The sequence below is a fragment of the Streptomyces sp. BoleA5 genome, assembly GCF_000373665.1.
GTDB lineage: Bacteria > Actinomycetota > Actinomycetes > Streptomycetales > Streptomycetaceae > Actinacidiphila.
This window is the reverse complement of sequence record NZ_KB892092.1, coordinates 1-12,950: the sequence shown is the minus strand read 5'-3', so window position 1 is coordinate 12,950 and position 12,950 is coordinate 1. Positions and strand designations below refer to the sequence as shown.

The following is a 12,950-nucleotide window of genomic DNA, read 5'->3' as shown; positions in this document are numbered from 1 at the left end:
GAACAGTAAAAGTTTCCCCATGCACGAATGCGGGGCTTCACACCGCCCTGAGCGCGTCAGTGACGGTTCGTCCGACTCCCCCTCGCCGGTTCTCAACTGCCGTACGCGGGATGCCAATCGTTCGGTGACGTGCCGACCGTCGTTCACGCGGAAGCGCCTCCGCTCATCGGACCCGCATCCCACCTTCACGAACAAACAGATAAGTCTGTATGTTAAGTTGCCGTCATGCGCCTCGCACCGATGGCGCCCCACCGGGAGGACCAGATGACTCGGGACACCGCAGATCTCTTCGTTCCCCTCCCGGGGCGCCGCTCGGGGGCCCGGGAGCCGTTCGCGCCGCCGACCGCCGTGGTGGGCCATCCCGCTCCGGCCGCGGAGGCGCTGCGCGTACTCGTGGCCGAGAGTGAGTCCGCCGACGCCGACTCCCTGGCGCGGGAGTTGACCCGGCAGGGCTTCGTCGCCCGCAGTACGGGAACGGGGACCAGAACACTGCAGCTCTTCACGGAGGCCGACTTGGTCCTCCTCGACCTCGACCTGCCCGACATGGACGGGTTGCAGGTGTGCCGGGCCATCCGGTCGGTCAGTGACACACCGGTCATCGCCACCTCTACGCGCGGGGCGGAACTGGACAGGGTGCTGGGCCTGCAGGCCGGCGCCGACGACTACCTCGTCAAGCCCTACGGAATCCGCGAGTTGCTGGCGCGGATGGACGCCCTGATGCGCCGGGTCCGCCGCCCGTCACCCGACGCGCGGACCGTCGTACGGGGGCCGCTGCGACTCGATCCGGGTTCCCGGGAGGTCACACTCGAGGGGCGACCGGTGGCGCTGACCCGCAAGGAGTTCGAACTGCTGCACCTGCTGGTCTCCCATCCCGATCGCGTGGTGACCAGGCGTCACCTCATGTCGCAGGTCTGGGGCGACAGTACGTCCCGGCAGTTCCGCACGGTCGACACGCACGTCAGCAGCCTGCGCGGCAAGCTCGGATCGAGCGAGTGGATCATCACGGTCCGCGGCGTCGGCTTCCGCATAGGGCATCCCTGAGCGGGCCGCCCGTGTCGCCGGCCCCGACCGCGCCGACCACCCACAGCCCGGGAAGAAGGCCCACACCACCGGGCCGGGACAATGTAAACAAGTCGGACTATTTCTCCGGAATTGGGGCGCAGCATGGCCAAACAGGAGCGAGGGGCACGCTCGCGGCAGCAGATCCTTGAGGCGGCTGCCAGCGTGTTCGAACAGCGAGGCTACGACGCCGCCAGCACCACGGAGATCCTCTCCCGCACCGATCTGACCCGCGGTTCGCTGTACCACCACTTCCCCTCCAAAGAGGCCATCGCCACTGCCCTCATGTCAGTGCACGAGGATGCCCTGGTGATGCCCGAGCATCCGGTGGCCGTCCAGGCCGTCATCGACCTCACGCTCGGCTTCGCCGAACGCCTGCAGAAGGACCAGGTGTTGCGTGCCGCCGTGCGGTTGGCCACCGAGCACACGTCCTTGTCCCATGGACGGGCGGCCCCCTACGAACAGTCCCGGACGGCCGTGTACCACCTGCTGCGCCGCGCCGAACAGCAGGGCGAGCTGCTGCCGGGAATCGACCTCGAGGCCGCCGCGTGGACCATCGTGGGCTCCTTCACCGGCCTCCAGATCATGTCGCAGGTCTACAGCGGGCGCCGTGACCTGCTCCAAGGGGTCAACGCCTTCTGGCAGTTCATACTGCCCGGTCTGGCCGCACCGTGGCTCCTGCTGAGGCTGCGCACCACCCCGGCGCCGGGCGAGGCGGACGCGGACAGCTGAGGCCGGGGGCGTCGGCGGTGTGCCGCAACGGGCGTCCCGCCCGGCACACCGTCACTCACGTCGCCGGGCTACTGCCGGGCGCGGCCCCTGCCGCGGCGAACAGGGGTTTCAGCAGCTGCCACTGGGAATCGAACGCCGTCGCGTCGAACCTGACCGCGGCGACTCCCGCCGTCACCAGCTCCGCCACGTCGACCAGCGGTGCCGACGCCGTTTCGTCCTCGCCGTGCTGGCCGCGCACATAGGTGCGCACGATTGCCAGCACCTCGTCCCGCAGGGACGGTGGCCCGGTGGTGCCATCGGCGGCCAGCTGCATGCCGGCACGGACCACCTCGTCGTCGGTCATCTGCCCCCCGAGCTCGGCGAGGAAGCACCCCAGGCCCTCGGATGCGGGGCCGACCAGCAGTGCCCCCGCCATCGCGAGCACCCTGCACCGCGCCTGGCGGTACACCGTCGCGATCAGCTCGGTGGTGGACGGGAAGTGGTGGTACAGGGCTCCTCTGCTCACTCCGGCCCGGTTGACGATGGTCACCAGACCGGCGTCGGCGGGGCACCCTTCGGCGATCACCTGCGCCGTGACGCGCACCAGCAAGTCCCGTGTGCGCTCCGACCGGCCCGCGTCACGCATGACCCGTCCCCTCGACACATTTGCGGGGCGCAACCGAGAGTTCGGCGGCGGCGTACGGCACGGCGGCCTCGACCGAGTCGGCAGCCACCATGGTGGGAGCCGTGCCGTGCTCGCCGGCGGGGGCCGCCTGCTCCCCGTCCGCCTCGGGGCGGGGCGCTGCCGTGCCGCGCTGGGCCCAGCGGGTGACGGGCGGGACGGCGAGGCCGGTGAGGGCGAAGCCGACCCCGACGATCCACCAGCCCAGCCTGCCCTGCCCGATACACAGGGCGATCAGGACGGAGGGCCCGAGGGTGGTCCCGAGGCCGAGGCCCATGCCGAACAGGCCCTGGTACTGGCCCACGGACTCTTTGGGGGCCAGGGCGAAGGAGAGCTCGAAGCCTCCGGCGGCCTGCCAGATCTCCCCCACGGTGTGCGCGGTGACCGCCGCCAGCAGGACCACCACGACCGCCCAGGACGGCAGCCCCGGCAGCAGTGACATCGCGCCGCAGGCCACGAGGAAGGCGATGCCGGCCCGCCGGAAGGCCGCGGCCCCCGCCGGGACGGAGTCGATCCCCTTGCTGCCGCGGACCTGGAAGAGCACGACCAGAGCCGTGTTGAGCAGCATGACGGCGGACACCGTCCACGGCGGTGCCGAGGTACGGCCGAGCAGCCACAGCGGCAAGGCGACGGAGAGCACGCGGTACTGCACGGCCATCAGCCCGTCCAGGATCGTGATCGCCACGTACGGCCTGTCCCGCAGCGCCACCCATCGCGGCCCCGGGCGGCTGCGCAGCGGCGCCAGGCTCGGCAGCATGGCCGCCGTCAGCGCGCCCACCGCGTAGGAGACCGCGCTCGCGCCGATGATCAGCACGTACGCCGCCCGTGTGTCCCGCTCGATCGCCCAGGCCGCCACGACGGATCCCCCGGCGATCCCCAGGTTGGTCACGGCCCGCAGGTAGCTGCGGAACTCCGCCGGGCGGTCGCCTCCGTACTTCTGCACCAGCGGGGCCCGCGCCGCAGGTCCCGCGGCCTGAGCCACCGCGTTGAGCGTCGCGAAGACCACGAACGCCCAAAGGTCGCGGGTCAGGCACAAGCCGACCATGGACAGGCAGCCCACGGCCAGCGTCGCCGGGTACACCATGCGCGCGCCGACGCGGTCGGCGAGGTGCCCGATGGGAACGCCCAGTGCGAGGGAGACGGCCCCGGCGACGCTCATGCCGAGGCCGACCTGCGCGGCGGGCAGGTGGAGACCGCGCGTCAGGTACAGCACGCCGGCCGTCAGATAGATGCCGTAGCCCAACATCGTGGTCATCGTCGCGGCGGCGAGCAGCCGCTGCGGTCTGCCGTCCGGGAGCAGCGCGGTCATGAGGTGTGTCCGTTTCCTTCGGTGAGGGTGGGTGGGGGTAAAGGCGCAGCCGGCACCGGTCAGCGCTCCAGCAGCGCGAGTGCGCTGTTCATGCCGCCGCCGAAGGCGGCCAGGAGGACGGTGTCGCCCTCTGCGAGACGTCCCGCGCGTTCGGCTTCGTCCAGGGCGATGGGCACGGAGGCCGCCCCGGTGTTGGCGACCCGGTCCACGTTGATGTGGGCGGTCATCCGCGGCAGGGCCAGTTCGTCGCACAGCTCGGCGAGCATGACGCCGTTGGCCTGGTGCGGCACCATGTGCCGCACCTCGTCGCAGGGGACGTCGTGGTCGACGAGGAGTTGGTCGACCAGCTTGGGAACGTGGGCCGAGACGAACTCGCGCACGGCGCGGCCCTTCATGCGGAAGTGGTGCCCGCCTTCCCGGACGGTGCGTTCCGAGGCGGGCAGCCGGGCCCCGCCGGCGGCGACGCCGATCAGGTCGTGGTCCGCGCCGTAGCCGCGCAGTTGGCTGGCGTACAGACCACGGCCGCGCGGGACGGGCCCGAGCACGACCGCGCCCGCCCCGTCCCCGAACAGGATGGCCGTGCTCCGATCGGTCGGGTCCAGGATGCGCGAGTAGACGTCGGCGCCGATCACCAAAGCCTGGCCGCCGCGGCGTTGTGCGGCCAGCTGACCGTGTGCCATGGCCAGGGCGTAGACGAAGCCGCTGCACACGGCGTTGACGTCGACGGCAGCTGCCAGGTCCGCGCCCAGGAGGTTCTGCACCAGGCTCGCGGTGGCCGGCTGGGGATGGTCGGGGGTGGAGGTGGCGACGACGATAAGGGAGACTTCGCAGGCGTCCACGTCCGCGGCAGCCAGGGCCTGTGCCGCCGCGGCGGCCGCCAGGTCCGACGTGGCCTCGTGCGCGGCGGCCCGGTGCCGTGAACGGATGCCGGTCTTGCGCTCGATCCAGGCGGCGTCGACTCCGGCGGGGCCCGCCACCTCCTCGTTGGACACGATCCGGGAGGGCAGGTAGGAGCCGGTGCCGAGTACGCCTATGGCGTCAGTCATCAGTTGTCCTTCGCGAAGGGGGGAGCAGCCGGGCCGGGTGGGGTCATCAGGGCGTGCCGTCCTCCTCCACGGTGAAGACGACCGAGTCGATCAGCTCGCGGGCCGTGGCTTCGGCCTTCGGGCCGCTGTCGGCGCCGACCACGACCAGCCCGACGCGGTCGCTGGACCGACGCACGATGGGAATGCGGTCGCCGACGGCTGCGGTCAGCTCGCAGTAGAGCACCGCCGGATGGCGGCGCACCTCCTCCCAGCCCTGGACGCGGACCAGCCGGCCGGGCGGCGGGGTGAAGTACCGCACGGCCGCGCCCCGCGAGGGAGCCGGCTCGGGGTGCGGGCGCTCCACGCCCAGCATGTCGTCGTAGATCAGCCCGTGGATGTCGAGTCCGGGGATGGCGTGGGCCAGCATGCGGTGGATCCAGTCGCCGCCCCAGCGGCCGTGGACCTCGCCGAGCACCACCTCGTCGCCGGTGAGCCACGCCTCCACGTGGAACGCGCCGACCCTCATGCCCAGCGTCGCCAGCGCCGCGGTGACGCAGTCCCGTACGCGCGTGTCCTCCTTGGGGTGGAGCGGCGCGGGAAGGGTGTGCCCCAGCTCGACGAAGTAGGGCGGGGCCGTCTTGTCCTTCGCGGTGACGGCCAGGATCTGGGGCCGCCCCTGTCGGAACACGCCCTCCACACTGAACTCCGGTCCGGGCACGAACTCCTCGATCAGGAAGCGGTCGCGCTCCGGGAGGGCGGCCATCGCCGCGGGCAGGTCCTCGGGGTGTTCGACGAGGCTCACGCCCGTACTGCCCATGGCGTCACGGGGCTTGATCACCCAGGGCCCCTGGAGCTGCGTCATGAACTCCTCCGCCTGCTCGGCACGTTCGCACAGCCGCACCCGGGGCTGCCGGAACCCGGCCTCGGCCAGCGCCTGGCGGCACAGGTCCTTGGTGCGGACGCGACGCACGGCGTCGGGGGCGTTGCCGGGGACGCCCAGGGCCGCGGCGGCCTCCGCGACGGCTACCTGGGCCATCTCCTGGAGCGCGTAGACGGCTTTGAACGGCTGCTCCGACGTGGACTGGTGCACCGCCCAGCGGGCGAGCGTGTCCGGATCGGTGCACTCGACGGCGGAGACGGCGTCGGCTGCTTCGGTGACCGCAGGAGTGGCCGCCAGGGCCGCGGCCGGGGCGACGACGTGGGTCCGGATGCCCCGCGCCCGGGCCTGCCGCAAAGCGTCGAGCACGTTGTCGACGCTGACGGTGACGGGGCGGGCGCCGCCCACCAGCACGAGAGTGGGGGCGGTCTGCTCAGCGGTCATGTCCGGTCCGTTTCGTTGTGTGGGACAGATGCACCGGCCTTACCATCGATGCCGGCGGGGGTTTCCTCGGGCAGCAGCTCGGCGAGGACTTGTCCCGCGCTCACCTGGTCGCCCTCGGCGCAGCCGAGCGAGGCGATCCGGCCGGGCACCGGGGCCGGGAGCCGGTGCTCCATCTTCATGGCTTCGATCACCAGGACGGTGTCGCCGGCTTCGACCCGGTCGCCCTCGGCACGCGGGAGGGCGACCACGACGCCGGGGAGCGTGGCGCGGACCTGATGGTCCGAGGGCCCACCGCCCCGGCCTTCGCGTACATGCTCGGTGAAGGCGAACCGCTCACCGCCGACGAACAGTTCGTGTCTGTCCCCGTCACGCAGGCCCGACCAGGTGGTGTCGGCCACCCGTCCCGTCCATCTCCCCTGCTCGGGGATGGCAGTGACGAGGTGCCGGCGGCCGTCGACCTGGACGGTCACGGTGGTGCCGCTGCGCGCGAGCACGGTCGCACGGCGCAGAACACCGGCATGCTGTGTGGTGACGCGTCCCAGCGGGGCGTCGGGGTCCAGCGCCGTCCGGTCCACCGGGCCCAGACCGCCGAGCCAGGGCGAGCCGCCGCCACGGGCGGGAACGGCGGCCATCGCGGCCACGCACGCAAGCGCGCGGTCGAGGTGAGTGTCCCGTTCGGCCAGGACGAGGCCGTCCACGAGATGGGTGTCGGTGTGCCCGGTGAGCACCTTCGGCTCGTCGAGGAGCCGGGTGAGGAACCCGAGGTTGGTGGTCAGACCGAGCACGCTGGTGGCCTTGAGCCCCGCCGACAGCCGGCGCAGTGCGGTGGCACGGTCAGGGGCGTGGGCGACGAGCTTGGCCACCATCGGGTCGTAGTGCTCGGAGGCGGTGCCGGCGGTGTCGAAGGCGGCCTCGACCCGGAGTGTCGCCGGCCAGTGGACGAGCAGCGCGTGTCCGGGCGAGGGCTGGAACCCGGCGGCGGGGTCCTCCGCATAGACGCGGCACTCGACCGCGTGGCCGGAGCAGGTGATGGCGTCCTGCGCCAGCGGCAGCGGTTCACCCGCGGCAACGCGCAGCTGCCACTCCACCAGGTCGAGGCCGGTGACCTCCTCGGTGACCGGGTGCTCGACCTGCAGCCGTGTGTTGACCTCCAGGAAGAAGAACTCGCCGTTCTCGCCCACGATGAACTCGAAGGTGCCTGCGTTGACGTAGTCCAGGGCGCTCGCCCCTCGCACGGCGGCCTCCTGCATGGCCTGGCGTACGCGGGGGTCGAGTCCGGTGGCCGGCGCCTCCTCGACAATCTTTTGGTGCCGGCGCTGCAGTGAGCAGTCGCGCTCGTACAGGTGCACGACGTTCCCGTGGGTGTCGCCGAAGACCTGCACCTCGATGTGGCGGGGAGCGGGCAGGTACCGCTCCACCAGGACACGCCCGTCGCCGAAGGCGGCACGGCCCAGGCGGACGGCCTCTGCAGCGGCCTCGGGGAGGTCGGCCTCACGGTGGACGACCCGCATGCCCTTGCCGCCACCGCCGGCCGCCGGCTTGAGGATGACCGGATAGCCGACCTCGCGGGCGGCGGCCACGAGGGTGCCGACGGACTCGGTGGCCTGCGCGGATCCGGGAAGGACCGGGACGCCCGCCGCGGCCATGAGGGCCCGGGCCGTGGCCTTGTCCCCCATCGATCGGATGGTCTGCGGCGCCGGGCCGATGAACACCAGCCCCGCTTCCCGTGCCCGCTCGGCGAACCCGGCGTTCTCCGAAAGGAAGCCGTAGCCGGGGTGGACGGCGTCGCAGCCCTCGCGCACGGCGGCGTCGACCAGCTTGTCGATGTCGAGGTAGCTCTCGACAGCTGGGGCGCCGCCGAGGTGGACGGTCGCGAAGGCCCCGGCGAGGTGGTCCGCGCGGGCGTCGGCCGTCGAATACACGCAGACGTACTCGATGTCGAGACGGGCGCAGGTGCGGGCGATCCGCCGGGCGATCTCCCCGCGATTGGCGATCAGAACGCGCTTCAGCATCGGCCTCTCACATCCTGAAGACGCCGAAACGCGTCTCCTGCCGGGGCGCGGCCGCGGCCATGGCCAGGCTCAGCGTCATCCACTCCCGCGTGTCCACCGGGTCGATCACCGCGTCCACCCACAGCCGGGCCGCGAAATACACCGGTCGCGACTGCTCGTCGTACGCCTCGATGATGGGGCGCGCGATGGACTCGGCCTCCGCCGACGACAAGGTCTCGCCCTGCTTGGCGAGCTGTTCGGCGCGCAGCATGGTCATCACCTTCGCCGTCTGCTCCGCTCCGACGACGGTGGAGCGGGCGCTGGGCCACATCGCCATCAGGCGGGGCCCCATGGAGCGGCCGCACATGGCGAAGTTGCCGGCCCCGTAGCTGCCGCCGATGACGATGCTGAACTTGGGGACCCCGGCGGTGGAGACGGCGTTGACGAGCTTGGCGCCGTGCTTGGCGATGCCCTCCGCCTCATACTGGGAGCCGACCATGAAGCCGTTGATGTTGTGGAGGAACAGCAGGGGGATCTCCTGCTGCACGCACAGCTCGACGAAGTTCGCGGCCTTCAGCGCGCTGTCCGGGAAGAGGACGCCGTCGTTGATCAGGACGCCCACCGGGTAGCCGCCGATACGCCCGGTGCCGCAGACCATGGTGATGCCGTACCTCGCGCGGTACTCCACGAGTTCACTGCCGTCCAGGAGCCGCGCCAGGACCTCGCGGGCGGGGATCGGTTCGCGGAGCTGCGCGCTGACGATGCCGGGCAGCTCCGCCGGGTCGAACAGCGGCTCCCGGGGTGGCACCGGCGGTTCGCTGACGAGCGGCGCGGGACGTCGCGAGACGATGTCCCGGACGAGCGAGAGGGCGTGCTCGTCGTCCTCGGCAAGGTGGTCGGCCACGCCGGAGACCCGCGTGTGCAGGTCTGCGCCGCCGAGGGTCTCGGCGTCGACCACTTCGCCGGTGGCTGCCTGCACCAGTTGCGGGCCGCCCAGGAAGACGGTGCCGGTGCCCCGCACGATCACCGTCTCGTCGCACATGGTCGGCACGTACGCGCCGCCGGCCGTGCACGACCCCATGACCGCCGCGATCTGGGCGAGCCCCGAGGCGGACATCTCCGCGATGTTGCGGAAGATCCTGCCGAGGTGGCGCTCCCCGGGGAAGAGGTTCTCCTGCAGCGGCAGGAAGACACCGCCGGAGTCGACCAGGTAGACCGACGGCAGCCCGTTCTCCCGGGCGATCTCCTGTGCCCTCAGTTGCTTCTCCACGCCGAGCGGGAAGTACGTCCCGCCTTTGACGGTGGCGTCGTTGGCGTGCACCATCACGAGGCGGCCGCAGACCACTCCGATGCCCGTGACGAGGGCGGCCGAGGGAACCGGGACGTCGTACACGCCATGGGCCGCTATCTGCCCGATCTCCAGGAACGCCGTCCCCGGGTCGAGGAGCAGGGAGATCCTCTCGCGTGCGGTCAGCTTGCCCCGCTCCGCGTGGCGGCGGTGCGCGCGGGCGTCACCGCCCGCGACGGCAGCGGACCGGGCCTGCTCGACGGCATCGCGGCTGAGGGTGAAGTCCTCCACATTCCTGGCGTAGGCCGCCGATCGGGTGTCGATGGTGGTCTTGAGTAGGGTCACACCAGCTCCTCGCAGCGCGGTCCGTCGTCTGTGCGGCCTACGCCGATCATCGAAGCTGGTCCCACTGCTGGTTCAGCACCTCGCAGAACTCCTCGACGTCGGACTTGTGCATGTTGGCGCGCAGCATCAGGCGCAGTCCCGCCTTCCCTCGTCCGATGACGGGGAAGAAGATGGGCGAGGTGTAGTAGCCGTGCTCCAGGAGGCCCTTGGCGAGCCTGACGGTGAGTTCCTCGTCACCGAGGTTGACATGGCGGATCGGGAGTCCGTCACCGCGCTGCTCGGTCTCCACCTGCGAGTCGAAGAGGTCGATGACGTCCTGCAGGCGCTGCTGGAGGGTGGCCAGTTCGGCGGTCCGGTGGAGTTCGGCGGAGGCCAGCGTCGCTCCGAGGCCGGCGGTGTTGATGCGCTGGGACCACATGATCGGGCCGCCGTTGCGTATCGCGAGGGTGCGTCGACGTGACGATCCGCGGGGGCCCAGCAGGACAGCGCCGCCGGAAGAGCCGAACCCCTTGTTGAGCGAAGTGATGATCAGGGTGCGGTCGTTGATCGCGCCCATCTCGGTGAGCACGACTCCGCGGCCACGTTCACCGACGGTGGAGATGCCGTGCGCCTCGTCGAAGAAGAGGAACAGACCGTACGTCTCCTGCAGGCGCAGCAGGTCACGCACCGGCGCCTGGCCACCGGTACTGTAGACGCCGTCCGCTACGTAGGCGACCTGCTTGTGCTTCTTGCACAGGTCCTCCAGAGCCGCGACGTCGTTGTGGCGGATCGTGGTCACTTCGGCCTCGTCGGCCACGCTGGGCTTCATGGCATTGAGGCAGAAGTGCGCGTTGCGGTCGAACACCATGAGCGGCGGTTCACCGTCGGTGAAGAGACCCGAGGCGAGCAGCGGCAGCGTGGCCCAGGCCGCGGCGGCGCAGGACGCGACGGTGACGACCTCGGCGTCCCAGAGCTCGCACAGCGCGTCCTCGGCGTTGCGCAGCGACTCGAACCGCACACGCATCCGGGACGTCGAGGTGTTCAGGGCCCCCTCGGCCAGGACCGCGTCGGCCGCCGCCTGGACGAGCGCGGGGTGGGTGTCCAGGCCCAGGTAGGAGTAGGAGGACATGTTGAGGAACTCACGCCCGGTGTCCACCGAGCGGTGCACCCCGTCGCCGAGCCCCTTCACGACGATGTCGAACAGGCCGGCCTCCTCGGTGATGTCCCAAAAGACGTCGCTTGTCGCCGCGGACTTCTTGACGTTCAGGTACGAGTGCACGGTGATCCTTACGGGAGGGATACGGAAGGGTGGACTCTTCAGGCGTACTGGTAGAAGCCGCGTCCGGACTTGCGGCCATGCCATCCGATCTCCACGAGCCGGGAGAGGGGGGCCGGACTGGCGTACTGGGGCTGCTTGAACTCGCGGTGCAAGGCGTCGGCGATGGCCGCGACCACGTCGAGGCCGATGAGGTCGGCGAGCCGCAGCGGGCCCATGGGGTAACCGCAGCCGAGTTCCATGGCCTGGTCCACCTGCTCCGCCGTGGCCGTTCCCTGCTCGACCAGGCGCACCGCGTCGAGCAGGTAGGGGATGAGCAGGGCGTTGACGACGAAGCCGCTGCGGTCGGCCGTACGCACGCTGGTCTTGCCGAGGACCTCCTCGGCGAACCGCTCGACCGTGTGGCAGTGCCTGCCGTCGGTGAGCAACGTCGGCACGATCTCGATCAGGCGCATCGAGCTCACCGGGTTGAAGAAGTGGGTACCGACGACACGTTCGGGGTGCGCCGTGCCGCTGGCCAGCCTCGTGATCGACAAAGCCGACGTGGTCGTACCGAGTATCGCGTCGGACGGCAGGACCTTGTCGAGTGATGCGAACACCTCGCGTTTCGCGAGTTCGTCCTCGACCACCGCCTCGAAAACCACCTCGCGGTCGGCGAAGCTGCCGAGGTTCATGGTCACCGATATGCGTCCGAGGGCCACGTCCCTCTCGTCCTCGGTCATCCGGCCCTTCGCGACCTGCCGGTCGAATGACGCCTTGATACGGCGCGGAGCTTCGACGACGGAGGACTCACGAGACACCGCGAGACGCACGTCCAGGCCGCGCCGGGCGCAGAGTTCGGCGATACCGCCCCCCATCGTGCCCGAGCCGACGACCCCCACCCGGGTGAGCGGGCGGCTGTGAGGAGATGCGGCGGAAAGTTCCGACATACAAAAGACCCCTGTTCACGCCCGTTCCCGGGCTCCTGGTAGTGGACACCCGCCTCAGCCGACGCCGTGGGCACCCAGACGGGCGGTGCCCCGGCGGGAGGACGGCGCCGGGCACCCGTCCTCGTCCCGCGCCACGCACAACCGTCACCGCCGCGGGAAAGGGAGAGAAATACCGCGTCGAATCCCCGACCTCGTCACCCCGGCAAGCCGACGGAATCCTTCGCACGGAACACACAGGCTTACCCTCCCCCACCGCGGTGAATCCTGGCCTCCCCGCTCCGCCGGACCGAGAAATGCGCCCCACGCGACCGCCACGTCTTACCTATTCATCTTCATGGCCCCGCCGATGGCCACTCAAGGGCTCGCGTCGCAAAATTCGCGATGCTTCTGAAGACAAACGTCAGGAATTTCAAGAACCGTCAAATCCGCTACAGAGAAACGTCAGACCGCCCCGCCGGCAGCAAGGAGAATCCAGCCGACGGCTCCGGCCCGGAATCGGTGGCAACGAACGGTGACAGGAGTGGCCGGCATGGCATGGCATGGCATGGCGTGGCATGGCAGACGTCAACGAGTTTGTCAGCCAGGGCTTTCGGGGGCGTTGTGGCCCATACTGCCCGCGCGAGCTTGCCAACGGCGTCCCCCGCTACCTTCTTCGTGGCCCCGCAATGGGGCTCCCGGCCTCCGGTCCGGCATGACTGTTCCCCCCCTGTAGTTCGCATGATCCGGGGGGCGGTGTCACCGGGCCGGAGGCATCGGTAGACCGCTAATAGAGGCAGGACCACCAGCGTGCTGGGAGGCCTTCGTAACGTGGATGCCGGCGACTGATGCCACGCCAACGAGGCCGGGACAGCACGACCTCGTAAGGGATCAGCGCGATCGACACCGGCGATGTGGACGTCTTCCTCGGCCTGGACGTCGGCAAGGGCGAGCACCACGGAACCGCGGTGACCCGGGCCGGAAAGCGGGTCCTCGACAAGCGGCTGCCGAACAGCGAGCCCAAGATGCGGGCCGTTCTCGACAAGCTCACCGCCAAGC

Annotated in this window: 11 protein-coding genes; 3 read left to right on the top strand and 8 right to left on the bottom strand. The window is 70.6% G+C overall.

Annotated features, from left to right (window positions below):
• Positions 1 to 264 precede the first annotated feature (264 nt).
• Together B085_RS0107580 and B085_RS0107575 are read left to right on the top strand one after the other, a co-directional pair.
• A complete protein-coding gene (locus tag B085_RS0107580) occupies positions 265 to 1,041 on the top strand; it encodes a response regulator transcription factor (RefSeq protein ID WP_037731447.1) in 777 nt (258 codons plus the stop codon).
• A 123-nt stretch (positions 1,042 to 1,164) separates the two neighbouring features.
• Positions 1,165 to 1,791 carry a ScbR family autoregulator-binding transcription factor gene (locus tag B085_RS0107575; RefSeq protein ID WP_026250775.1) on the top strand — a complete coding sequence of 209 codons (627 nt, stop codon included), beginning with the start codon at positions 1,165 to 1,167 and terminating at the stop codon, positions 1,789 to 1,791.
• 55 nt (positions 1,792 to 1,846) lie between these two features.
• Here the strand turns inward: B085_RS0107575 and B085_RS0107570 are convergent, their stop codons facing one another.
• Genes B085_RS0107570 through B085_RS0107535 form a run of 8 tightly spaced genes read right to left on the bottom strand, consistent with a single transcriptional unit; the run spans position 1,847 to position 11,915 of the window.
• Positions 1,847 to 2,416: a TetR/AcrR family transcriptional regulator gene (locus B085_RS0107570; protein ID WP_018557966.1), complete on the bottom strand. Its 570-nt coding sequence runs from the start codon at positions 2,414 to 2,416 to the stop codon at positions 1,847 to 1,849.
• A complete protein-coding gene (locus B085_RS0107565; protein ID WP_018557965.1) occupies positions 2,409 to 3,761 on the bottom strand; it encodes an MFS transporter in 1,353 nt (450 codons plus the stop codon). The genes B085_RS0107570 and B085_RS0107565 overlap by 8 nt, the downstream gene beginning before the upstream one ends.
• Positions 3,762 to 3,820: 59 nt before the next feature.
• On the bottom strand, positions 3,821 to 4,807 hold the full coding sequence (locus B085_RS0107560) for a 3-oxoacyl-ACP synthase III family protein (RefSeq protein WP_018557964.1): 987 nt from the start codon (positions 4,805 to 4,807) through the stop codon (positions 3,821 to 3,823).
• Between the two features lie 46 nt (positions 4,808 to 4,853).
• The gene (locus tag B085_RS0107555) at positions 4,854 to 6,107 is read right to left on the bottom strand and encodes an ATP-grasp domain-containing protein (RefSeq protein WP_018557963.1); all 1,254 of its coding nucleotides are present in this window, start codon (positions 6,105 to 6,107) and stop codon (positions 4,854 to 4,856) included.
• On the bottom strand, positions 6,104 to 8,119 hold the full coding sequence (locus B085_RS0107550) for an acetyl/propionyl/methylcrotonyl-CoA carboxylase subunit alpha (RefSeq protein ID WP_018557962.1): 2,016 nt from the start codon (positions 8,117 to 8,119) through the stop codon (positions 6,104 to 6,106). Before B085_RS0107550 ends, B085_RS0107555 begins: the two co-directional genes overlap by 4 nt.
• 7 nt (positions 8,120 to 8,126) lie before the next feature.
• Entirely contained in the window at positions 8,127 to 9,731 is a 1,605-nt protein-coding gene (locus B085_RS0107545; protein WP_018557961.1) for a carboxyl transferase domain-containing protein, read from the bottom strand.
• A gap of 46 nt (positions 9,732 to 9,777) precedes the next feature.
• Positions 9,778 to 10,989, bottom strand: a complete 1,212-nt coding sequence (locus tag B085_RS0107540) for an aminotransferase class I/II-fold pyridoxal phosphate-dependent enzyme (RefSeq protein WP_018557960.1) — start codon at positions 10,987 to 10,989, stop codon at positions 9,778 to 9,780.
• Positions 10,990 to 11,027: 38 nt separating this feature from the next.
• Positions 11,028 to 11,915 carry a 3-hydroxybutyryl-CoA dehydrogenase gene (locus B085_RS0107535; RefSeq protein ID WP_018557959.1) on the bottom strand — a complete coding sequence of 296 codons (888 nt, stop codon included), beginning with the start codon at positions 11,913 to 11,915 and terminating at the stop codon, positions 11,028 to 11,030.
• 875 nt (positions 11,916 to 12,790) lie between these two features.
• On the opposite strand from B085_RS0107535, the gene B085_RS46660 reads away from it, so the two are divergent.
• Positions 12,791 to 12,950: IS110 family transposase (locus B085_RS46660; RefSeq protein WP_158689688.1), on the top strand; the 160-nt coding region annotated here is incomplete at its 3' end.

Coding starts and splice junctions, on each gene's coding strand:
- B085_RS0107580 (WP_037731447.1), top strand. CDS start 265: ATGACTCGGGACACCGCAGATCTCTTCGTTCCCCTCCCGGGGCGCCGC.
- B085_RS0107575 (WP_026250775.1), top strand. CDS start 1,165: ATGGCCAAACAGGAGCGAGGGGCACGCTCGCGGCAGCAGATCCTTGAG.
- B085_RS0107570 (WP_018557966.1), bottom strand. CDS start 2,416: ATGCGTGACGCGGGCCGGTCGGAGCGCACACGGGACTTGCTGGTGCGC.
- B085_RS0107565 (WP_018557965.1), bottom strand. CDS start 3,761: ATGACCGCGCTGCTCCCGGACGGCAGACCGCAGCGGCTGCTCGCCGCC.
- B085_RS0107560 (WP_018557964.1), bottom strand. CDS start 4,807: ATGACTGACGCCATAGGCGTACTCGGCACCGGCTCCTACCTGCCCTCC.
- B085_RS0107555 (WP_018557963.1), bottom strand. CDS start 6,107: ATGACCGCTGAGCAGACCGCCCCCACTCTCGTGCTGGTGGGCGGCGCC.
- B085_RS0107550 (WP_018557962.1), bottom strand. CDS start 8,119: ATGCTGAAGCGCGTTCTGATCGCCAATCGCGGGGAGATCGCCCGGCGG.
- B085_RS0107535 (WP_018557959.1), bottom strand. CDS start 11,915: ATGTCGGAACTTTCCGCCGCATCTCCTCACAGCCGCCCGCTCACCCGG.